The following is a 20,361-nucleotide window of genomic DNA, read 5'->3' as shown; positions in this document are numbered from 1 at the left end:
TGGTTGTGCCAGTTAGCTTAGGAGGTCGTCTTCGCCGCCCGGGAAACGGATGCAGTACGCGGCGAGGTGCCGCGTACTCCGCTCGTTCGTGCCCCGGCCCCGACGCCAGCGCTCGCATCACCGCCGGTCATCCATGCCAGGGCTGGCGCACGCCAGCAGTGACACACGGCTAGGGCTAAGGCATCCGCAGCGTCGGCCGGCTTAGGCGCCTCACTGAGCCCCAAGATTCGAGTAATCATGGCGGTCATTTGCTTCTTATCAGCGCGCCCATTGCCTGAAATTGCCTTCTTGACTTCGGAAGGGGTGTACATGTGCACCGGAATATCCCGCTCTGCTGCAGCAAGGACCAATACCCCAACTGCGTGTGCGGTCTGCATCACGGTTGAGACTTGACCGCGTTCGAATACTCGCTCGAGGGCCACGACGTCCGGCTTATAGTCATCCATCCATTCCCGGACCGCCACCGATAGTCGCTTCAGGCGCTCCCCCAAGTCCTTGTCACTGGGGGTGCGGACGACCCCGACGGCGATGGGAATGACCCCACGCCCACGCCCGGCTTGGACAACTGACAGACCGCAGCGCGTCAGACCGGGATCAATGCCCATGACGCGCAGCCCCTCCAAGTTCACGGCCGCCTCCTCGCCCTTGTTGCACGCGCCCTTGTGAAGCGCTTGTTTATCTAGGAACAGTGTACACACATGTGTTCTAGTCTAGGCAGTCCCCAAGCCGCTTACTCGCCTCTCCTACCGCGCGGCGTAGAGTGGCGCGCATGTCTCAACATCCTAATGACTATTCAGAGTTTATTCGTTCCCGCCATTCACCGCGCGCATTCCTTCCAGAGCCGCTCCCCGCTGATGTCATAAAGCAGGTGCTTATCGACGCCCGATCCGCCCCCTCCAATTCCAATACCCAACCATGGAATGTGCACCTCGTCGGCGGTACGGCACTGCAAGAACTAAGCGCTGCTCTCATATCCGAATTCGATAAGAACGGCATCAACCCAGATTTCACGATTGACTACGGTCAAGGCGTTCACCCGCAGCGCTCTCAGCAACTGGCGGCCAAAATGTATGGGCTCCTCGGCATTGCGCGCGAGGATAAAGAAGCCCGCACGGAATTTATCCGTGAAAACCTTCGCTTCTTCGGCGCCCCGCACACCGCACTGCTTTTCATTCCCCCGATGGGTGACCGCATCCGTGCAGCTTTTGACCAAGGCACCTATGCGGGGAATTTTTTGCTCTCGCTCCAGGCGCACGGCTATCACGGCGTCCCGCAGGGCATGATTTCGCTGCTCGCCCCAACCGTCCGTGAGTTCCTGGACGTAGACGAGGAGCTCAAACTCGTCACCGCCCTAACCTTCGGCGTAGCAGACCAGTCCAGCCCCGTGTTCAAGACTGCCCCGGGCCGCGCACCATTGTCAGAGACGGTGACTGCTCATGGCATGGAAGGCCTCGAGCTCGACTAGTCTTCTTAGTCCTCGCCCAGGTCGGCGAGGACCTCTTCGCTTAAGTCCATGTTGGTGTAAACGTTCTGGACATCATCCGAATCCTCGAGAGCATCGATGAGGCGGAAGATCTTGCGGGCATCATCTGCCTGCAGCGGCACCTCAACGGAAGCACGGAAGTCGGTATCGGTGTCATCGACCTCGATATCGGCAGCAACGAGCGCCTCACGCACGGCAGGAACATCGCCCGGTGCGCAGGTGATCTCGAACTTCTCGCCATTGTCGTTGACCTCTTCGGCACCGGCCTCGAGGACGGCGAGAAGGATGTCATCTTCACTGAGTTCGCCTTTCTCCACCATAACCAGACCGGTGCGGGAGAACATATATGCCACGGAACCGGACTCGCCGAGGTTGCCGCCATTCTTGGTCATCGCAGTGCGGACATCCGTCGCCGCACGGTTACGGTTATCCGTCAGGCACTCGATGAGCATGGCCACGCCGTTCGGGCCATAGCCCTCGTACATCACGGTTTCCCAATCGGCACCGCCGGCCTCTTCGCCGGAACCGCGCTTGCGGGCGCGCTCAATGTTGTCGTTGGGAACGGAGGCTTTCTTAGCCTTCTTGATCATGTCATCGAGGGTGGGGTTGGCTGCAGGGTCACCGCCGCCGGTGCGTGCTGCCACCTCGATATTCTTGATCAGCTTGGCAAATTCCTTGCCACGCTTGGCATCGTTCGCCGCCTTCTTGTGCTTCGTTGTTGCCCATTTAGAGTGGCCTGCCATGTCATCCCTTTCGATGTGGCTTAAAAGACTTGTGTGGAAACTGTTGTAATTATACGGCCTCACCGAGCCTCCACCAGCACAGGGGGCCGTGCCCCGCCTGCATCCTAGACGTTTTGCCAATTGCCATTGGCACTGGAGCCTTCGCTGTCGGGATGCAGGGTGCGTGTCAATCCCTCCTGCATCGCCACGGCCAGTAGCTCGCCGCGCTGATTGAAAATCTTTCCTTGGGCAAGCCCCGTACCAGTTTGTGCCGAGGGACTGGACTGTGAATACAGCATCCACTCATCCACCCGCACTGGCCGCAAGAACCACAGCGAATGATCCAAGCTGGCTAGCTGAATCTTTTCGCCTTGGTGCGGCAGAAGCGCCGTGCGAATCAGCGTCATGTCAGACATATACAACAACGCCGCCTGATGGAGGGACTGCTCGGGGGTGGTAGTAAGCAGTTCACCGGTATTGCGGAACCAGATATTCCTAAACCCCGCCCCAGTGGTTTCGGCAGCGACAGCATCGCGGTCCGCGTCCGGAACGAGCCGCACATCCCAGTCTTCCCACTCCTTCAAAATGATACGGGTGGAGTAAGGCGAGTCCTTAATACTCTCCGGTGTCGGTACATGTGGCATTGCGGCCTGATGCTCAGGACCAATATCCCCGGTCGCGTGGAAACCGGCACTGAGCATGAAGATCAGGCGATCGTCCTGAAAGACGCGCACGTGGCGGTGCGCAAAAGAACGGCCATCCCTGATCCGCTCGACTTGGATGGTGGTGGGTGCGCTCGAATCGCCCGGCCCCACGAAGTAACAGTGCAGGGAGTGCGCTAACTTGCCCTCTACCGTCAGCTGCGCTGACCTCAGTGCTTGCGCCATAGTTTGTCCGCCAAAGGTGCGCTTAATCCGCGATGGAACCACAGGGGCGCGGAACTCATCTGTGCCGATCCGCTCAATATCGACCGCCTGGGCCACCGATGCCATGCCCTACTCCCTTCCTTTAGCGTTGTGGCCTACGCCGTGTTATGGCGCCCGCCACACCAACCTCGACCATCCTACTCACATGCTGATCCACGCCCAGAGGTTGCGTACTATATTCCGCATGACTTCCACCACCCCGCACAGCGTGCACCGCGTGGCCGCTTACCTGGAAATGTTCACTTGGGCCCTACTGATCTTCTCGATGATCCTCAAATACTCCGGCGCCACCGAGGCACTCACCCCCATTGCGGGAGGTATCCACGGCTTCGGTTTTCTCTGCTTCTTGCTTATGACGGCGCTGGTATGGATCAACAACCGATGGTCACTCGGCGTGGGGATTCTAGGCTTGGTAGTCACCGTGATTCCCTTCGCGGCCTTGCCCTTTGCAGTGTGGGTTTCGCGGCGCGGACTCGTCGCCGGCCCATGGCGGTTTAGCGATGACGCTCAGCCACGGGGATTCTTCGACAAGATCCTGGCACAGGCCATCCGCCACCCAGTGCGCACCGCAATCATCGCGCTGCTCGTTGTAGCTGTAGTCTTTAGCGTTCTGCTCATGTTGGGTCCGCCCGTCGATGTCGAGTCCACCATTGAAAACAATCGCTAAGGCTCCCAGTATCTGGGCCGGCTGGGTGCTGGCACGTCTTTTCCTTATCTACCTACTCGTCAACGAGAAGGGACCGCTGGGGGACGTTCGGTACTACCTGGAGGGCGTCTATGGCCCGAACCCGAGCGACATGACGGAATATCCCCAAGTCGGCACGTGGCCAAGCGTCCTGCTTGCGTGGCTTACTGGCTACGACTTTGAGCGCTATGCCATCGGTTTTACGGCAATGATGCTGCTTGCTGACGCCACTTTCCTCGCCCTCCTCCTACGCCATCACCGTTCCACCCCAGGGGCGTATAGCGCTGGGTGGTTCTGGGTGTTCTTCGGCACCGCGGCGGGTCACGTATTCGCATGGCGACTCGATCTTTATCCTGCCTTGCTTGTCGCTGGCGCGGGCGCGCTTCTGGCTACCCGCCCGAGACTTGCCTCGGTTTTGTTGGCTTGGGCCACCGCCGCGAAACTGTGGCCGGGGGTCCTCGCTGCTGGGCTTGTCGGGCGAGCAACCTCTCGCGATACCTGGCAGCGACTAGCCGTGTTCTTTGGAAGTCTCGTTGCCCTGTCCCTCGGCGTGGCTGCAATGACCAGCGTGGATCGAGTTCTCTCCCCATTGACCTATCAAGGAGAACGCGGCCTCCAGATTGAGTCTCTAGCCGCCACCTGGTTCGTCTACCAAGCTCATCACCAGCCTGATGTGTGGACGATGGGATATGCGGCGTCGAAAAGCTTTGAGATCACCGGCCCCGGCGTCGACACAGCGATTGCGTTGAGCAGCATCGCCATGGGAGCGGCCCTCGCGTGGATCGTGGGAGTGGCACTCGTGCACTTTCTGCGCGGGAATTGGAGCCCGCACTCTTCCCTCGTCTTCTTCATCGCGGCGATCCTCCTTCTCATCGCGACAAATAAGGTCTTCTCCCCGCAATACATCGTGTGGCTTGGGCCGATACTAGCGGTGGCGCTTCGCTCCCCTACTCCCACGGCGGCCACCACCCCACGGAAGGTGGCCGCTGACATTAAAGGGGTACGCGCCATCATGGCGGTGCTCGCTGTAGGAACGGCGGCCTTGGGAACCGTCATCTACCCCTATGGGTATAACTACATCTGGTTCTTTGTGGGCGAAAACCCCAACCCGGTCTACGCTCTCGTGTTGCGCAATCTACTCATCCTGGCGATGACCGCATTTGCGGTCTACTGGCACCTGCTTGAGTACCGTGTGGCAAAAGCGAATCAGGCGCGGGTGTGACAGGGCAGGTGAATCACACGTCGATCTGACTGAGCTCAAAGTACTCCGGCAATTTCGCGGTTCCTCCCAGACGCAGCAGCTTGACGGCTGGCCGCAGGCGCAGCGCGCGGGTATCGCTGACTGCCTCGTTATAGAAGCGATGCGCTAGGTGGATGCGGCCTTCGGCGTCGGCAAGCACGGCCGGGCGCGCTTCAAAGCGCTGCGCAATAGCCGCCGAGAGCTCCCGTTCCCGGGTGGCTCGTTCATCGAAATGCCCTTGCGCAAGCTCCGTTGACTCTGCGCGCGCCGCGATGGCCTCAAGCTCAGGAGCCAAGGCACTTATCACTGCTGCGCGGCGATCCAGAGTGGCTTCGAGCTGCGCCAAGGCTGCGTCCGTGCGAATGTGGAGCGAGTTGAGCCGCTGCGCCGTGTACAGCGCCCACATACCTAGTACGAGGAGCACAGCGAGGACGATAACTATCTCGATAGCCATTTATGACACCCGGACCTTTGTGCCATCCGCCACCGTCTCGTACACGCGCATGACGGCAGCGGCCACATGATCCCAATCGTATTCGCGGGCACGCTCCACTCCTGCCTTGATCAAGGCCTGTCGCTTGTCCGTATCGTTTACTACATCCTGCAGCACGCGCGCCAAGTCCGTGGCATCACCGGTTCTGAACAAGGCACCAGCAGGTTCCTCCGAGTCGGCGTTGCACACCGCAGCGAAGGCCTCCAAGTCCGAAGCCACCACTGCACAGCCAGCTGCCATTGCCTCAACCAGGACGATGCCGAAGCTCTCGCCGCCGGTGTTGGGAGCCACGTAAATATCGGCACGCCCCAAAATGGCTGCCTTTTCGGCATCGCTGACGCGCCCCACAAAATCGACTCCGGGAACGCTTCGCAGATGGCCGCCGCCCATGACCGTCACCCGCACCTTCTCTGAAAGCAAGGTGAGGGCCTTAAGAAGAATATCCAGGCCCTTGCGCGGCTCATCGAGGCGGCCCAAGAACACGATCTCAATCTCAGAATCTTTCGGCGCATGTCCAGCACGAGCACGCTCGCGCGCATACACAGAGGTATCAACCCCATTGGGAATGAGCACGGGGTCACCGCCCAACTGCTCTACCTGCCAGCGGCGAGCCATCTCTGAGACTGCAATGCCTCCCCGGATCTTTTCCAGGTAGGGGCGCAGGAAAGGTTTGGCCAGGGTCAGCGCCATGGAGCTTGATGCCGAAGCATGGTACGTCGCCACAATAGGGCCACGTGCCGCTGCCAGCGCAGCCATGGAATAGCTCGGGGAATTCGGCTCGTGGATGTGAAGGATGTCGAAGTTTCCCTCGCGAATGAAGCGCTTGATGTTGCGGCGCACGTGCGGGCCGATAGACAGGCGAGCCACCGAGCCGTTATAGGTAATTGGCACGGCCCAGCCACCCTTGCGCACAAAGCTAGGCACCTGCGTGCTTGTCGACGCCGGCCCCAGCACCTCCACGTGGTGCCCCTGTTCGATGAAGACAGTAGCTAGGTCAAGGATGTGGGCCTGAACTCCGCCGGGTTCGTCGAAGGAATAAGGGCAGATAATGCCTATGCGCATGGTCTGTGTTCTGCCTTTCTACTTTTTCTGGCGAGCAGCTCGCCGCCGCTCCACGTCGGCGTTCCAATGCGGCTGCAACATGTGCCAGTCTTCTGGATGTGCCCTGATGTTCTCCGCAAAGCCATCCGCAAGGCGCTGGCACGTCTCCTGCAGGTCAGTGACCTCCACCTCGGGGCTGACCGATAGCCCCCAATCCTTACCGTCAAACCACGAGTGCACGACATGGAGTGCAGCTCCTGTCTCGATGGCCAGCTGGGCGGGGCCGGCGGCAACGTTAGCCTCTTCGCCCATGAAGTCTACCGCCACACCGGTGCGCGTGAGGTCCCGCTCAGACAACAAACACACCACCCCACCGCGTTCCAGAGTGTCCTTCAGACGCGGGTAAGGAGAAGAACTGCCACCGGTCAGTGGCAGGACAGTGAAGCCAAGGCTCTCGCGGTAGTCCACGAAGGCGTCAAAAAGCACCTCTGGCTTCAAGCGCTCAGCCACCGTAGTGAAGCCGCCATAGTGCCCCACACAGAACACACCCGCCATGTCCCAATTACCGGAGTGCGGAAGCGCAAAAATCACCCCACGCCCGGAAGCCACGGAGGCATCAGCATGTTCCTTGCCGCGCAGACCTGCCAATAGATGCCGCTGCAGATCCGGGTCCGAATGGATAGCAGGCAGACGGAAAGCCTCGAGCCAGTAGCGCATATAGGAGCGCATCGAATCCCGCACCAGCTCCCGTGTGACGTTTTCCGCCCCCACGACCCGGCTCAGGTTCTGGCGCAGCTGTTCCATGCCTTGGCCGTTGTCACTTGCCAGATCCGCGCCGCGTTCGAACAGCCAGGCTGCCAGCGACTGGGGAAGGAAGCGCACAACCTTCCAGCACGCGATGTATGCGGCGGCGGTCAGCCGGTCACGGTCCAGTAGAGCCACGGTTCGGGAGCCTTTCTGTGTGGGCTGAGGGCGCGGTACCTTCCGGTAGAAGAAGGTATCGGACTAAAGGTGCTTCAGATCCTTCTTGAAACGCGCCTTGGTGTCCTGACGCGCTGCTTGGCGCATGCGCTGGTAAATGGTGAAGACAGAGCCCACGGCCAGTAGCCACAGGGCAACCTCGAGTGCATAAGGCACGCCCAATCCTTCCAGCCCCACGCCGCCGAGGCCCAAGATGAGGCGCTCGGGGCGTTCGACGAGTCCGCCGACCATCTTAAAACCGGAGGCTTCGCCGCGCGCCTTAACATAAGAAATGACCTGGGAGCTCACAAGCACCACCATGCAGGCGGCGAAGTTGAGAGGGTGGGTGTTATCGACGTACACCATCCAATAGGCGATCGCTGCGAACAAAGCACCATCCGTGATGCGATCGCAGGAGGCGTCGAGAGTCGCGCCGAAGTTGGATCCGCCGGTGGTCAGGCGCGCCATGGTGCCGTCGAGCATGTCGAAAGCAGCGAAGAGTCCCGACAGCAGCGCAGCCGCAAAGAGGTGATCAAGTGGGATGAGGATGACCGAAATAGCGATGGTAACGATCGTGCCCACGACGGTGACGACATTGGGTGTAAGCCCCATCTTCAGGAAGAGTTTGGCCACTGGGACCACAACCACGGCGGCGGGTTTGCGCCCATGAACACTAAGCATGCGCTTCTCCTGAAATGATTCCCTCAGCGGCGAGCTCCGCCCACCCCTGCGCCAACAGGGACCGGGTGTCTTTGAGGAGCTGCGGCAGCACTTTGACGCCGTCCACAATAGTCATGAAATTTGAGTCTCCGCTCCAGCGCGGAACGATGTGCATGTGCAGGTGCTGCCCCACCGAGCCGCCCGAGGCACGTCCCAAGTTAAAGCCTGCGTTGACAGCATCGGGGCCGGAGACCTTTTTAAGAACCCGAATAGCAGCCTGCGCGAACTGAAAGAGCTCGCGAGATTCTTCCTCGGTGAGGTTTTCCAGCTCTGATTCCTGACGGTATGGGATCACCATCATGTGCCCGGCGTTATAGGGGTAGAGGTTGAGAACACAGTAGACAAACTCGCCACGAGCAACGATGAGCCCGTCCTCGTCCGACATCTGTGGAATCTCCACGAACGGATTATGGGCTTCCTTGGGCACGTCGCCGGCGCCGCCCTCACGCTTGATGTAGCTCATGCGGTACGGCGCCCACAGGCGCTCTAAGCGGTCGGGGGTTCCCAGGCCGGTATCGACGTACTCTCCCACTCTTAGTGTTCTCCCTTTCTAGCCTCTGTCTAGATGCCTGCATCTAGACGCGCTCGGCGATGCTGTCCTTAGTCGGTTGCTCGTTGTTGCGCTCACGAACCCACGCTTCGATAACGTTGATTGCCGCCTCGACCGGCACACCATTGACCTGGGTTCCATCGAGGAAGCGGAACGACACCGCACCTGCTTCGACGTCACGCTCACCGGCCAGGAGCATGAATGGCACCTTGCCCGTGGTGTGGTTGCGGATCTTCTTCTGCATGCGGTCATCGGACGTGTCCACGTCAGCGCGCAGGCCGCGTGCGCAGCTGCGCACAGACTTCCTCGAGGTGCGGGGCGAAGGTATCGGCGACCGGGATGCCCACCACCTGGTGCGGAGCCAGCCACGCCGGGAATGCCCCCGCATAGTGCTCCAGTAGCACGCCGAAGAAACGCTCAATGGAGCCGAAGAGCGCACGGTGAATCATGATCGGGCGCTGCTTCGTGCCATCCGATGCTGTGTATTCAAGCTCGAAGCGCTCAGGCAAGTTGAAGTCCAGCTGCACGGTGGACATCTGCCAGGTACGGCCGATGGCATCGCGAGCCTGAACAGAAATCTTCGGGCCGTAGAAGGCCGCGCCTGCTGGGTCCGGAACCAGCTCGAGGCCGGACTTCTCCGCCACTGACTGCAAGATAGCCGTCGAGCGCTCCCAAATCTCATCTGAGCCGACGTACTTGTTCGGGTCCTTGGTGGACAGTTCAAGGTAGAAGTCATCCAAGCCATAGTCCTTGAGCAAGGAAATAATGAACTCCAGAACCTTGGTCAGCTCGTCTTCGAGCTGCTCCGGGGTGCAGTAAATGTGCGAGTCATCTTGGGTAAAGCCGCGGGCGCGGGTCAGGCCGTGGATAACGCCAGACTTCTCGTAGCGGTAGACCGTACCGAACTCGAAGAGGCGCAGCGGCAATTCACGGTAGGAACGACCACGAGAAGCGAAAATGAGGTTGTGCATCGGGCAGTTCATCGGCTTGGCGTAGTAATCCTGCGGCTGCTTAGTGCAGTTGCCGTCCTCATCCCACTCGCCGTCGAGCTGCATCGGCGGGAACATGCCATCCGCGTAGAAATCCAGGTGACCGGACTTCTTGAACAGGTCGCCCTTGGTCAGGTGCGGGGTGGATACGAAGGAATAGCCGTCGGCGATGTGGCGGCGGCGGGAGTGCTCTTCCATCTCCATGCGCACGGTGGCGCCATTGGGGTGAAAGACTGGGAAACCAGAACCAATCTCATCTGGGAAGGAAAACAGGTCCAGCTCAGCACCCAGGCGGCGGTGGTCACGCTTTTCGGCCTCTTCGACCATGGTCTTGTAAGACTCCAGGGCTTCCTTGGATTCGAAGGCGGTGCCATAAATGCGCTGCAGGCCAGCCTTGGACTGGTCGCCGCGCCAGTAGGCAGCAGAAGAACGCGTCAGCGTAAATGCCGGGATGTACTTGGTAGTCGGCACGTGCGGGCCGCGGCAGAGATCAAACCACTCCACCTCGCCGGTACGCGGGTTCACGTTGTCATAGTGAGTCAGATCCCCGGCACCGACCTCGGCAGCCTCATCGGAATCAGGATCCACGTTGCCCTTATCCTGGACCAGCTCGAGCTTAAACGGCTCGGCAGCAAGCGCCTGCTCTGCTTCCTCCGTGGAGGAGTAGACGTGGCGCTCGAAGCGCTGGCCGCCTTTGATGATCTTCTTCATACGCTTCTCAATGGCCTTAAGGTCCTCCGGGGTGAAGGGCTCAGCGGTCTGGAAGTCAAAGTAGAAGCCATTCTCGATGGCCGGGCCAATGCCCAGCTTGGTGCCGGGGAATTCCGCCTGCACTGCCTGTGCCATGACGTGTCCGCAGGAGTGGCGGATAACAGCGCGGCCGTCTTCCTCGCAGGCAGCAACCGGGGTGAACTCGGCGTCCGTGTCCGGAGTGTGGGAAAGGTCGTAGAGGGTTCCATCGGCGCCGCGGACGACGACGACAGCTTCCGGGCCCTTGTTGGGCAGCTCATGCTCACGCATCGCTGCTCCCACGGCAGTACCGGCTGGGACCGTGATTGGTTCGTAGTTCACCGGGACTGCTGGAATCATTTCCGCCATGACTTGGTGCGCTCCTTTGCGCTCACGCGCCGCTCGACATACCTGGCCGAGCAGCACTCAACGAGAAAGTTACAGCGGCTTAGTCTACCCCTCTTAACTGCGTATGAGCGATTCGCCCCAGAAGGTTTCGCCCTCAGTTCCGGCCGGCATGTAGTACACGGCCGAACCAATGTGGCGAATCCACTCATTGAGGCGATCCGCTTCATCAAGGCGCGCTTGAATAGGCTCAAACTGCCTCGTCGGGTCCTTCTGGTAGCAGATGAAGATCAATCCGGCGTTGCTAAGTTCACCGCGCTGGGTGGTCTCCGGAGTCGGCGGCAGGTTGTAGCTATACGGGCGACGCAAAAGCTTTTGTTCTGGATGCTCTGCCGGCGGATGCGCTCTGGCGACATGCGAGTTTTCATCAATGGCTTTGAGCCCAAACTCGTTACGGGCATCCAGATCCACCGGGTCGAACTCGTCCTTAGCGCCTAGAGGAGCACCGGTTTCGAGCGTGCGCCCAGTCGCGTTCTCACGTGCCGCGCGATCAAGCTGCTCCCATGTGTCCAGGTTCATGTGGATGCGGCGTACCACCATGGCGCTGCCGCCGGCGAAGGGGCCGTCTTCGATCCACACCTGCTCGTCGAAGTCTTCATCGCTTCGGGGATTGACCGTTCCGTCCTTTTGCCCAAAGAGGTTGCGTGGGGTCTCCCCCTTCGGTGCGGAGCCATAGGCATGGCTGAACCCCTGCTGGATCCACGCAACGTCGGCGTAATCTTTGCCCGCGCGGGTCATATGCCGCAACACGAAGGCGGCAGTGAAAGGGTCATCGCTGCAGATCTGCAGGACGATATCTGTCTGGCCCCATTCCGGGCGGAGGTCATCATGGTCAAAAGCCTGGATATCGCGCAGCCAGCTGGGCTTGGCGACGTCCACCGTGTCGAAGAATCCCTCTCCCCAACCGCACGTGACGGTGAGGTTTGCTGGGGTAGTAGACAATTCGGGCTCGAGGCTACCCAGCGGGTTCTCACCGGTGCACAGGCGGCGGGCGTCTTCCGTCCATAGGCGCATGAGCGCGGTCGCCCCGCGTGCAGTAGTCCCCTTTTTCAGATTGAAGCCCACCAGCTCCACATGCGCCTGGACCGGGGTTTGGATGCCCGCCTGGTGCTTGCCGTCGAAGGCGACGATATCGCCGCCCATGGTTTCCTCGCGGCGCTCCGGCCCAGTGCTCCCAGCGTCACCAGCCTGCGCTGCGCGGGAGGCATCCGCAGATGCCTGTCCAGGTTCATCCCCTTTCGCACAGCTTGCAAGCGCTACCGCGCTTGCCGCCACAGCACTTCCGGCGAGTAATCCACGCCGGCTGACAGGTTCCGCGAACCCGTTCATCCTTGATTTCTCCCTATCTCGTGAGAACTGATTTCTTGCCTACCTTGGCTCGGAACACGCTGGTTTCTAGTGCGCGTGATCTTCCTTCTTCATGTCAGACATGTCTGCGGATTCCGAGTGGTCCATGTCTCCGTGGTTCATGTGGCCCATGTCGCCGTAGTCTTCATCGCCGGCACCAATGGTGCGCACCGGGATGTCACCGAGCTCGACCGTGGAACCGTCAGCAAGCTCCAGCGTCAGGATTGCGGTCTCGCCGGCCATGACGGGCTCGGTCACGCCCATCAACATGAAGTGGAAACCGCCCGGCGCGAGCTCAATGGATTCGCCGGCAGGGATATCGAAACCGCCCTCCTTCTCCTGCATGACGCCATCGACAACCTCATGGATCTCGTAGTGCTCCGCCTTCACCGAAGAGCTGAAGCCAACCACGTTGATGTTCTTGTCCGTGTTGTTGTGGAGAGTGCCGAAAATAGCGGTCATATCGGAGTCCTTCTCCATGGCGCGCACAACAGCATCCTCGAAAGTTACGCCAGACTCAGCGGAGGAAGAAACCGAAGTACTGGCCTCTGCGTCCTTGTCGGCACCATTGTCAGCGCCAGCGGCAGCGCTCGACGGGGCTGCGGTGGAATCCTCTTCGCTCGGAGAGCAAGCCGCCAAGGTAAGGCTGCCAGCTGCGAGAGCTGCCACGGAGACACGGAGGAAAGAACGAGTATTCAGCATGAAACATGCCTTTCTGCAGTAACAGTAGTTAAGGAAAGTGCGGATTGGCTCTCGCCTCATCAGAGCCGCGTGATGTTTAGATTTCTGAGTCTTCTGAGCCTTCTTCACCCGAGCGACGTGTTTTCGCCCCGAAGGCGAAGACTGCCGCGCCGACGACGAGAACTGCTCCTACGCCAATGATCCATTTGGCCGCGGCGGGCAAGGAACTCAGCGGATCCTGAGACTCCTGTGCCTCTTCGCCTTCCTTGGCACCATCGGCAGAAGCATCTGCGTCCTCATGCCCACCGGCCCCAGAGCCCACGCTAAACGGCACGGAACCGAGCGTGGAGTGGCCATCGGAAGAGGTAATGCGGAAACCTACCTGGTATTCACCATCGCCAGGTTCGATATCCTGAGGAACCTCAACGGTGAGATTGCGGCCATCAATGGTTGGGGTGGCGTCAAAGAGCACCTCGCCGCTTAACTTATCGCTTACGGCAAAAGTATTGAAGTCATCCCGGGGAATACCAGAGAACTCCAGCGTGATTTCACGCGGAAACTCTTCCAGCGGTGCGTCACCCACCACGTTGCCGCCAATGACTGAGTCATGTGCCACCGCTAGCGGCGCGGACAATCCAATCGCAAGGCCTGCGGCCCCAGCGGTAATTCCCGTAGTGACCTGACGCAGCTGCATTTCCCGGACTACTCCTTGATGGTCGGATGAAACTTTTGGTTGAAGGTTCCCTCATCCTATCGCCGGGAGGGATCCTCGAGCCAATCCTTCACCCCGCACGGAATGTGCGAGGTTACCAAGTAGTCGTTGCACGCGGCGGAAAAGTTCCCAGCCTTCTCCAGCAGCAAGGTCGTGCTTTCTGTAAGACTTCTAGTGGCTACGTCCGCGCAGAAGGATAACTGCCAGGATGATTACGGCAACAGCGATGATGCCCAAGGCCGCAGCTAGGAAATAACCGAGAGCGCCAAGGCCGAGGCCTTTATCCTCATCGGCGCTTGCTGCTTGGTCCACATTTCCTTCGTCACCATCACTCTCCGGTGCCTCAGTCTTCTCCTTGACAGGCTCATAGATGGGCCCTTGGATTGGCTCCCCCAAGACCTTGGTGGTGAGGACATATTTCACCGTGTCTCGCTTACTATCAGACGCCTCATCTTCCTTTTCGGACCCCGTGCCCGCGTCCAAGGTGACCAAGATGTAATAGTCCCCCTCCAACCAGTTAGCTTGGGCTTCTTGCCCGTTTGCCTGACTTTGACCGAAACGGTTAGCGAATGCCGTCGGTGTAACTGAGTGTGCCGCAAGTTCTTGGCCCTCGTTCAACGCCGACATAGAATCGTTGTCACCAGCTCGCTCGCGCGCTGGGTTAAGAATCTCCAAGTTGAGGGCCGAATACTTCAAGGCATTCTCATCAGACATCTCGCCTACTTTCAAGGCGGCGGCAAGCTGCTGCCCTTCCTTCATGGGAACCTTGAAGACTTGCGCCTCACCGCGCACGATATCGGTCTCGATGGTGTCTCCGCTTTTCAGCTCAATGGCATCGCCGAACCAGCTAGCCGCACGAACTTTCTCAGCACCTTCAAAACTGGCATGAAGCTCGCCCTCAACCTCACTGGTCAACCCACTCACCAGCTCATCCATATTGGACACAGGGTCAATGCGGTGGAGGAGGACTTCCACGTCTAGGGGCTCCTCTGGCTTATGGTCCAACGCTCGCATCGCGGTCAAGACAATCTCGTCATCTGGACACGTTTCGGAGCCCATTTCTCGCGTAAAAGCGCTTGCGCTCGGCAAAGCATCTGTGCGAATGGAGGTATGGAACGGGTCCCGATCAGCAGTGCACTCGATGGAACCTTGCTCACCTCCATGATTTCCGGTGGGTGGCTCGGAACCGTCACCAAAGAAAACCGACATACCGAGACTTTGTGGCTTAACCACTGCGCCGTCCAGAGTCTTGTATATCGTCGCCACATAGCGCTCACCCGGTTTAACGGGAATAGACCATGACTCAGCGTGGAAATCCTTGTGAGTATCCTCGCCACCGTTCGGCGGGGCATCCAACTTAGCACGGAAGATGAAGTCCTCTCCAGATTCCCAGCGTGGAAGCGGCGTTGGTTGGCTGATGTCTTCGCTGCCTTCGATCTGCTCGACAACGGATTGATAGATGTCCGCGGCGCGCCCAGCGGCCTTCTTAATCATCGCTGCCAGTGAGTCAGCATCATCGGCGTCGAGATACTCACCGCCCGCGGCATCTGCAATGCAGGAAAGCTCCTTGCGGGCTTCCTCATCGACGTTAAAGCCAATGGTGTTGATGACCAGGTCAATGCCCTGCTCGTGGAGTTCCTTAGCCACCTCACATACTGGCGGCGGCGCACAGGTATCGATTCCATCAGAGACAAGCACAATGGTGCCGTGCTGACCACCCAATTCCTCGGCGGCCTTCTTCAGAGAATCACCAATCGGGGTATAGCCCTTCGCCTGGAGTGCATCAATAGGACCGGTGAAAGAATCCCCTACATCCTCTTTGGTGCCACTGACCACGTGGATGTCCTGGCACCCCGCTTCTTGGTTCTCTGGGGCCTCGTCGACCGTGCCGCCATAGGTAACTAGGCCGAGAGGAATGGTGCCACCAAGTTCAGATACGAATTTCTTCGTTGCGTCTTTCGCCGCATCGAGACGGGTCTGCCCGCCGGCGTCTTGAGCATTCATCGAGCCAGAGGAGTCGAGGACGAGCATCGTTGCGCCGCTCTGGGAATCGGCCGCACCCCCATTGGAGGTGGCTTCGGAGCTCGGCTCGGCGCTCGGCGTCACCCCGGTGGGATTCTGCGCAAAAGCTGGTATCGACGCCACGCCGAGAAACGCGATGAAAAGCGCTGCGAGAATAGCAAAGACCCCGCGTGACAGGCCCTGCGGGAAAGACGAAGGTGGAGAAAAGGCTTTCATGATGTCTACTTCCTTGGGACGACAAGACTGTGAGAAACATCATAAACAGCTGAATGGAAGTTCTCTCGTCGACGGGGAAGAGCCCCTTTCCACCCCCTTAACCCTAGAAGTCGACCCGGGAGACGGAAAAACTAAAAAGTGCCCCTCCAGTTTAGGAGGGGCACTCGATGTGGAGCGGATGACGAGACTCGAACTCGCGACCCTCACCTTGGCAAGGTGATGCGCTACCAACTGCGCTACATCCGCGTGACGAGCTCTCGCTCGTCGCAGGCTCCTAGTGGAAACCCTGTGCGCGATACTGGGATTGAACCAGTGACCTCTTCCGTGTCAGGGAAGCGCTCTCCCGCTGAGCTAAACGCGCTCACTGCACCCAGAATTGGGTGCCAGCTCTTGAGGTGGAAACGGGAATCGAACCCGTGTGCACGGTTTTGCAGACCGTTGCCTCACCACTCGGCCATTCCACCGTGGCGATACCGCCTCACACACTACATGTGCTGGAGCGGATGACGAGACTCGAACTCGCGACCCTCACCTTGGCAAGGTGATGCGCTACCAACTGCGCTACATCCGCATTCGAAACCAGGCCCGGTTTCTAGGACTTAAGTCCGTGTGCGCGATACTGGGATTGAACCAGTGACCTCTTCCGTGTCAGGGAAGCGCTCTCCCACTGAGCTAATCGCGCTTATATATTTATCAAGACCTTCTGTTCATCAATACCAATAAGCTTGATATCAAGAAAGTCTTGGAGCGGATGACGAGACTCGAACTCGCGACCCTCACCTTGGCAAGGTGATGCGCTACCAACTGCGCTACATCCGCATTGCACGTTCCCGGCCGGTATGCCGTGGTGCGAGAAGAAACTTTATCGTGCGCCGCCGCAGTTTCCAAATCCGCAGCCCACAGCACCATTCGCAAGCCACCCTGCAGCAGATGGATTACATCGATGTCATTGAGACTTCGACAACACAGCACAACGACGTGCCCCACCTTGAGCTACAAGCTCCGCGAAACTCTGCTCACCCTGGTTGAGCTGGACGATTAGGGGGTTGTCATCACTGCGGTGTACTTTAAGTTCTGCACCGAGGTTCTATAGCTCAGTGGGAGAGCGTTCCGTTCACACCGGAAAGGTCGCTGGTTCAATCCCAGCTAGGACCACTCATTGAGACCGCAGTTCATCTGCGGTCTTTTTCTTTTATCCTAAATGCGCTTGGCTTGGCTTAAGGGACTTGAGCCTATGCCAGGGTTAGGACTTAAGCCACGTACGCTGGCCACATGGATAACACCGCACTCATCGACACCCTGCTCGGCCCTGACAGCGAAGGTATTCGACTCAACGCCGTCAGCACGCTTCACGGCTCAGCCACCATCGATGGCACCTCCGGCCCCATGGGCAACGACACTGATGCCAAGCTTTTCGCGGCCTTACGCGACTGGGCCGAGGTTACCGTGGTGGGCTCAGCCACGGTGAAGGCAGAATCTTATGGGCCCGCGAGCAACACCCGCCTTGCCATTCTCAGTCACTCGCTAGACTTTTCCGGATTCGAGGACCTTATGGCCTCCGGCCCCATCGTGCTCACCCCGGAATCGCGCGCATCTTCGCCCGAGGCACAGCACCTCATCGAGGCAGGCGCCGAAATTCTAAGCATTGGCACCGGCACCATGAGCGAGGCAATCGCAGCCCTCCGCGCACGGGGCGCGCGCCGCATCAGTTGCGAGGGCGGCCCTTCCGTGTATTCCGCCTTTATCGCCGAAGGGCTTGTGGACAAGCTCTATTTGACGCTCGATCCGCACTTATCGCCTTCCGTCGACAAGCCCGTCGTCGATGGTAAGGCCACCTCCCCTGCACTCAAGCTCGAGTTGGAGAACGTCGACACCGTCGACAGCACGGTGTTTCTGCGCTACCGGCGCGCACAAACACCGTAAACTGTGCTGCCGTGACTTCTCCGGCTCCCTCATCCCCAGCTTCCGCGCGACTGTGGACGGCCGCCGCGTGGCCCGCCGCCATAGTCTTGGTTTTCCATCGCATCTTCGTGCTCGCCTTCAACGGCACGGTGACTGATGATTTCGGCACCGTCTACCGCGCGATCCGGAGGTTCTGGGAGGGCAACCCGGTTTATGAGCAGAACTATTCCTTCGTCGAACCGCTTTATCTCTACAACCCTGGGGCCACCGTCCTTCTGTCACCCTTGGGGATCGTGTCCGAGGAACACGCGCGCATCGCCTTCATTCTGGCCAACGCTGCTGCCATCATCGCTGCGCTAGCCGTGTTGACCCGCTTCGTAGGCCACAGCCTGCGGGGCCCGCTGTGGCCGGTCAGCATCGCCGCAGCCTTCGCTACCGAATCAGTCATCAACACGTTGGTCTTTACCAACATCAACGGTTTATTGCTACTCGCGATGGTGGCGTTCTTGTCCTTGTTGGATAAACACGGCTGGGCCGCCGGCTTGTGCATCGGACTGGCGATTCTGGTCAAACCACAATTTGCCCCGCTGCTTTTCCTCGCGCTGGTGCGCAAGCGCTGGCTCACGATAGGTCTGGGCATAGCTGTACCTTTGGCGGCTAACCTTGCGGCCTGGCCGTTGGTTCCTGGCGTGGAGGGCTTCCGCGCCAACCTTCTGCCCTACCTGGCCACAACGCGCGATTATGCCAACGCCTCGTGGCCGGGCGTGCGCGCCTACTTCGATCTCCCCGGCATCATCTACTGCCCCATCTGGTTGCTCTTCGCAGTACTTGCGGCAGTGGCGATCCTCGGTCTGCTGCGCTGGCGCGACAGCGAGCCGACCTTCTGGGCGCTGAGCACCAGCGGTGCCATCATGGTCGGCATCTTCTTCCTTTCCTCCCTGGGTCAGCAGTATTACTCCATGTGGCTTATCCCCATGCTGTTTACGGTGGTACTTGCGCGCTCGGTCTTCCACACGTGGGGAGCATGGTTGGCCGCATTTTTATTCTTGGCGCCGCTCGAGTGGACGTCGTCCAGCATGCCCACCGCCGCGCACTGGATGAGCGTCTTCATCGCTACCCTTGGGTGGGGACTGCTCATCGTCGTGACCACCGCCTCGGTGGCCGGCTGGTGGAGCGCGGAGCGAGGCACTAGCCCCACACCTCAAGCGAGCGATAAACTCCCTGCATGACTGATTTCAAGCTCATTGCTGATACTGAATGGCGCAAGCGCCTAAGTCCGGAGGAATACCACGTCCTGCGCGAGGCTGGCACCGAGGCACCGCACGTCGGCGAATACACCAACACCACCACCGAAGGCGTGTACTCCTGCCGTGCCTGCGGTACCGAGCTCTTCCGCTCCACGGAAAAGTTCGAGTCGCACTGCGGCTGGCCATCCTTCTTCTCCCCCTTGGCCGGCGACGCCATCATTGAGCGCGAGGACAATTCACTGGGCATGCGCCGCATCGAGGTGCTGTGTGCTAACTGCGAGTCCCACCTTGGACACGTCTTCGAAGGCGAAGGCTACGATACGCCGACGGACCTGCGCTACTGCATTAATTCCATCTGCCTCGACTTAGAAGAAAAGCCGGTCGAGGACTAAACCCTCAACCGGCATCCGGTGCTATCGCGACTCTTTAGGGCAAAATCGCGATGAGCTCAGCCACGTCCTTCACACGGCGTCCGGTGTGGAAGGGAATCTCCTCTCGCACGTGGTGGCGCGCCTCCGTGTAGCGCATGAGGTACATCAGGTCCACGATGCGGTGCAGATCCGGAGCCTCAAAGGCCAGAATCCACTCATAGTCACCCAGCGCGAAGGCCGGCACGGTGTTGGCGCGCACATCCGGGTAGTCGCGTGCCTGCATACCGTGCTCCATGAGGATACGGCGGCGCTTTTCCTCATCCATGGTGTACCAGTCATAGGAGCGCACGAAGGGGTAGACAGAAATCCACTCGCCGGGTTCCTCGCCCATAATGAAAGACGGCAGGTGGGATTTGTTGAACTCAGCCGGGCGGTGCAGAGCATTGCCCACCCAGGTCACCTCAGAAACCTGGCCCAGGACGGTCTCGCGGCGGAAATCTGCGAAAGCCTTTTGGATGTCGGCGAATTCTTCCGCGTGCCACCAAATCATGTAATCAGCGCTCTCGCGCATTCCGGAAAGATCGTAGATACCGCGCACGGTAACCACGCCTGCTTCCTCGAGCTCAGAGAAGAACTTCTGTACTTGTGCCACGATCTCCTCGCGCTCCGTGCCCAATGCACCCGGGATCACCTGAAATACCGCGTGCTGCGAATAGCGTTGGACCTTGTTGAGCTCGGCGAAGTTGACCTTCGACATGCCTTTCTCCTTCTTTCAACCGACAGAGTTTCTTATCCATCATAAGTTGGAGGCGCCCCCGCGCGCCACTAGCCTTTCGGCGCGCCTTCCACCGCCACACGGGCGGAGCTTATACCTTGATCCCCGTGAGCAATTCCGACGTTTCTTCGCGCAACCTCGCAGG

19 protein-coding genes, 7 tRNA genes and 1 pseudogene are annotated in these 20,361 nt (G+C 59.5%); 7 read left to right on the top strand and 20 right to left on the bottom strand.

Annotated features, from left to right (window positions below; translation table 11 throughout):
• Positions 1-17: 17 nt before the first annotated feature.
• Positions 18-629, bottom strand: a complete 612-nt coding sequence (gene ruvC, locus ABZS45_RS03365; RefSeq protein WP_070446956.1) for a crossover junction endodeoxyribonuclease RuvC — start codon at positions 627-629, stop codon at positions 18-20.
• A 140-nt stretch (positions 630-769) separates the two neighbouring features.
• Here ruvC and ABZS45_RS03360 point away from each other — a divergent pair, with 140 nt between their 5' ends.
• On the top strand, positions 770-1,465 hold the full coding sequence (locus tag ABZS45_RS03360) for a nitroreductase (RefSeq protein WP_412100628.1): 696 nt from the start codon (positions 770-772) through the stop codon (positions 1,463-1,465).
• Between the two features lie 5 nt (positions 1,466-1,470).
• Here ABZS45_RS03360 and ABZS45_RS03355 read toward each other — a convergent pair whose 3' ends face one another.
• Both ABZS45_RS03355 and ABZS45_RS03350 read right to left on the bottom strand, forming a co-directional pair.
• Positions 1,471-2,226: a YebC/PmpR family DNA-binding transcriptional regulator gene (locus ABZS45_RS03355; protein WP_412100627.1), complete on the bottom strand. Its 756-nt coding sequence runs from the start codon at positions 2,224-2,226 to the stop codon at positions 1,471-1,473.
• A 104-nt stretch (positions 2,227-2,330) separates the two neighbouring features.
• Positions 2,331-3,197, bottom strand: a complete 867-nt coding sequence (locus ABZS45_RS03350) for an acyl-CoA thioesterase (protein ID WP_412100626.1) — start codon at positions 3,195-3,197, stop codon at positions 2,331-2,333.
• A gap of 118 nt (positions 3,198-3,315) precedes the next feature.
• On the opposite strand from ABZS45_RS03350, the gene ABZS45_RS03345 reads away from it, so the two are divergent.
• Both ABZS45_RS03345 and ABZS45_RS03340 read left to right on the top strand, forming a co-directional pair.
• A complete protein-coding gene (locus ABZS45_RS03345) occupies positions 3,316-3,798 on the top strand; it encodes a DUF3817 domain-containing protein (protein ID WP_412100625.1) in 483 nt (160 codons plus the stop codon).
• Complete coding sequence (locus ABZS45_RS03340) at positions 3,782-5,038, top strand: DUF2029 domain-containing protein (RefSeq protein ID WP_412100624.1); 1,257 nt, start codon at positions 3,782-3,784, stop codon at positions 5,036-5,038. Before ABZS45_RS03345 ends, ABZS45_RS03340 begins: the two co-directional genes overlap by 17 nt.
• Positions 5,039-5,051: 13 nt before the next feature.
• Here the strand turns inward: ABZS45_RS03340 and ABZS45_RS03335 are convergent, their stop codons facing one another.
• The 16 genes and pseudogenes from ABZS45_RS03335 to ABZS45_RS03260 form a co-directional block, all read right to left on the bottom strand.
• Positions 5,052-5,510, bottom strand: coding sequence for a hypothetical protein (locus ABZS45_RS03335; protein WP_412100623.1), 459 nt, complete (start codon positions 5,508-5,510; stop codon positions 5,052-5,054).
• Positions 5,511-6,611, bottom strand: coding sequence for a glycosyltransferase family 4 protein (locus ABZS45_RS03330; protein WP_412100622.1), 1,101 nt, complete (start codon positions 6,609-6,611; stop codon positions 5,511-5,513).
• Between the two features lie 18 nt (positions 6,612-6,629).
• Positions 6,630-7,532 carry a phosphatidylinositol mannoside acyltransferase gene (locus ABZS45_RS03325; RefSeq protein WP_412100621.1) on the bottom strand — a complete coding sequence of 301 codons (903 nt, stop codon included), beginning with the start codon at positions 7,530-7,532 and terminating at the stop codon, positions 6,630-6,632.
• A 63-nt stretch (positions 7,533-7,595) separates the two neighbouring features.
• The gene (gene pgsA / locus ABZS45_RS03320) at positions 7,596-8,231 is read right to left on the bottom strand and encodes a phosphatidylinositol phosphate synthase (RefSeq protein WP_412100620.1); all 636 of its coding nucleotides are present in this window, start codon (positions 8,229-8,231) and stop codon (positions 7,596-7,598) included.
• Positions 8,224-8,802 (bottom strand): HIT family protein, encoded by a 579-nt coding sequence (locus tag ABZS45_RS03315; protein ID WP_070446786.1) that lies wholly within the window; start codon positions 8,800-8,802, stop codon positions 8,224-8,226. Before ABZS45_RS03315 ends, pgsA begins: the two co-directional genes overlap by 8 nt.
• Positions 8,803-8,845: 43 nt before the next feature.
• Positions 8,846-10,907 (bottom strand): annotated as a pseudogene (gene thrS, locus ABZS45_RS03310) (threonine--tRNA ligase).
• A 93-nt stretch (positions 10,908-11,000) separates the two neighbouring features.
• On the bottom strand, positions 11,001-12,272 hold the full coding sequence (locus tag ABZS45_RS03305; RefSeq protein WP_412100619.1) for a Dyp-type peroxidase: 1,272 nt from the start codon (positions 12,270-12,272) through the stop codon (positions 11,001-11,003).
• Positions 12,273-12,338: 66 nt separating this feature from the next.
• On the bottom strand, positions 12,339-12,992 hold the full coding sequence (locus tag ABZS45_RS03300) for a copper chaperone PCu(A)C (protein WP_412100618.1): 654 nt from the start codon (positions 12,990-12,992) through the stop codon (positions 12,339-12,341).
• 76 nt (positions 12,993-13,068) lie between these two features.
• On the bottom strand, positions 13,069-13,665 hold the full coding sequence (locus tag ABZS45_RS03295; protein WP_412100617.1) for a copper resistance CopC family protein: 597 nt from the start codon (positions 13,663-13,665) through the stop codon (positions 13,069-13,071).
• Positions 13,666-13,854: 189 nt separating this feature from the next.
• Positions 13,855-15,921: a vWA domain-containing protein gene (locus tag ABZS45_RS03290; protein WP_412100616.1), complete on the bottom strand. Its 2,067-nt coding sequence runs from the start codon at positions 15,919-15,921 to the stop codon at positions 13,855-13,857.
• Between the two features lie 170 nt (positions 15,922-16,091).
• Positions 16,092-16,167: transfer RNA gene (locus ABZS45_RS03285), tRNA-Gly, on the bottom strand.
• Positions 16,168-16,210: 43 nt separating this feature from the next.
• Positions 16,211-16,282 (bottom strand) — tRNA-Val (locus ABZS45_RS03280).
• Positions 16,283-16,314: 32 nt separating this feature from the next.
• Positions 16,315-16,385, bottom strand: a tRNA-Cys gene (locus tag ABZS45_RS03275).
• Positions 16,386-16,416: 31 nt separating this feature from the next.
• Positions 16,417-16,492 (bottom strand) — tRNA-Gly (locus ABZS45_RS03270).
• Positions 16,493-16,531: 39 nt separating this feature from the next.
• Positions 16,532-16,603: transfer RNA gene (locus ABZS45_RS03265), tRNA-Val, on the bottom strand.
• Positions 16,604-16,664: 61 nt separating this feature from the next.
• Positions 16,665-16,740, bottom strand: a tRNA-Gly gene (locus ABZS45_RS03260).
• A gap of 264 nt (positions 16,741-17,004) precedes the next feature.
• On the opposite strand from ABZS45_RS03260, the gene ABZS45_RS03255 reads away from it, so the two are divergent.
• The 4 genes from ABZS45_RS03255 (at position 17,005) to msrB (ending at position 19,462) form a co-directional block, all read left to right on the top strand.
• A tRNA-Val gene (locus ABZS45_RS03255) sits at positions 17,005-17,076 on the top strand.
• Between the two features lie 117 nt (positions 17,077-17,193).
• A complete protein-coding gene (locus ABZS45_RS03250) occupies positions 17,194-17,844 on the top strand; it encodes a dihydrofolate reductase family protein (protein WP_412100615.1) in 651 nt (216 codons plus the stop codon).
• A gap of 11 nt (positions 17,845-17,855) precedes the next feature.
• On the top strand, positions 17,856-19,052 hold the full coding sequence (locus ABZS45_RS03245) for a glycosyltransferase family 87 protein (protein WP_412100614.1): 1,197 nt from the start codon (positions 17,856-17,858) through the stop codon (positions 19,050-19,052).
• Positions 19,049-19,462, top strand: a complete 414-nt coding sequence (gene msrB / locus ABZS45_RS03240) for a peptide-methionine (R)-S-oxide reductase MsrB (RefSeq protein ID WP_412100613.1) — start codon at positions 19,049-19,051, stop codon at positions 19,460-19,462. Before ABZS45_RS03245 ends, msrB begins: the two co-directional genes overlap by 4 nt.
• A 34-nt stretch (positions 19,463-19,496) precedes the next feature.
• Here the strand turns inward: msrB and hemQ are convergent, their stop codons facing one another.
• The gene (gene hemQ / locus ABZS45_RS03235; RefSeq protein ID WP_412100612.1) at positions 19,497-20,198 is read right to left on the bottom strand and encodes a hydrogen peroxide-dependent heme synthase; all 702 of its coding nucleotides are present in this window, start codon (positions 20,196-20,198) and stop codon (positions 19,497-19,499) included.
• Positions 20,199-20,361 lie beyond the last annotated feature (163 nt).

The organism is Corynebacterium aurimucosum (assembly GCF_046895345.1).
Lineage (GTDB): Bacteria > Actinomycetota > Actinomycetes > Mycobacteriales > Mycobacteriaceae > Corynebacterium > Corynebacterium aurimucosum_G.
Note: the sequence above shows the minus strand (reverse complement) of the source record. Positions and strands in the feature narration are given on the sequence as shown.

What these genes read in the sequence shown, in the direction of transcription:
- ABZS45_RS03360 (WP_412100628.1), top strand. Translation starts at nt 770, where the DNA reads ATGTCTCAACATCCTAATGACTATTCAGAGTTTATTCGTTCCCGCCAT.
- ABZS45_RS03355 (WP_412100627.1), bottom strand. Translation starts at nt 2,226, where the DNA reads ATGGCAGGCCACTCTAAATGGGCAACAACGAAGCACAAGAAGGCGGCG.
- ABZS45_RS03350 (WP_412100626.1), bottom strand. Translation starts at nt 3,197, where the DNA reads ATGGCATCGGTGGCCCAGGCGGTCGATATTGAGCGGATCGGCACAGAT.
- ABZS45_RS03345 (WP_412100625.1), top strand. Translation starts at nt 3,316, where the DNA reads ATGACTTCCACCACCCCGCACAGCGTGCACCGCGTGGCCGCTTACCTG.
- ABZS45_RS03335 (WP_412100623.1), bottom strand. Translation starts at nt 5,510, where the DNA reads ATGGCTATCGAGATAGTTATCGTCCTCGCTGTGCTCCTCGTACTAGGT.
- ABZS45_RS03330 (WP_412100622.1), bottom strand. Translation starts at nt 6,611, where the DNA reads ATGCGCATAGGCATTATCTGCCCTTATTCCTTCGACGAACCCGGCGGA.
- pgsA (WP_412100620.1), bottom strand. Translation starts at nt 8,231, where the DNA reads ATGCTTAGTGTTCATGGGCGCAAACCCGCCGCCGTGGTTGTGGTCCCA.
- ABZS45_RS03305 (WP_412100619.1), bottom strand. Translation starts at nt 12,272, where the DNA reads ATGAACGGGTTCGCGGAACCTGTCAGCCGGCGTGGATTACTCGCCGGA.
- ABZS45_RS03300 (WP_412100618.1), bottom strand. Translation starts at nt 12,992, where the DNA reads ATGCTGAATACTCGTTCTTTCCTCCGTGTCTCCGTGGCAGCTCTCGCA.
- ABZS45_RS03295 (WP_412100617.1), bottom strand. Translation starts at nt 13,665, where the DNA reads ATGCAGCTGCGTCAGGTCACTACGGGAATTACCGCTGGGGCCGCAGGC.
- ABZS45_RS03290 (WP_412100616.1), bottom strand. Translation starts at nt 15,921, where the DNA reads ATGAAAGCCTTTTCTCCACCTTCGTCTTTCCCGCAGGGCCTGTCACGC.
- ABZS45_RS03250 (WP_412100615.1), top strand. Translation starts at nt 17,194, where the DNA reads ATGGATAACACCGCACTCATCGACACCCTGCTCGGCCCTGACAGCGAA.
- msrB (WP_412100613.1), top strand. Translation starts at nt 19,049, where the DNA reads ATGACTGATTTCAAGCTCATTGCTGATACTGAATGGCGCAAGCGCCTA.
- hemQ (WP_412100612.1), bottom strand. Translation starts at nt 20,198, where the DNA reads ATGTCGAAGGTCAACTTCGCCGAGCTCAACAAGGTCCAACGCTATTCG.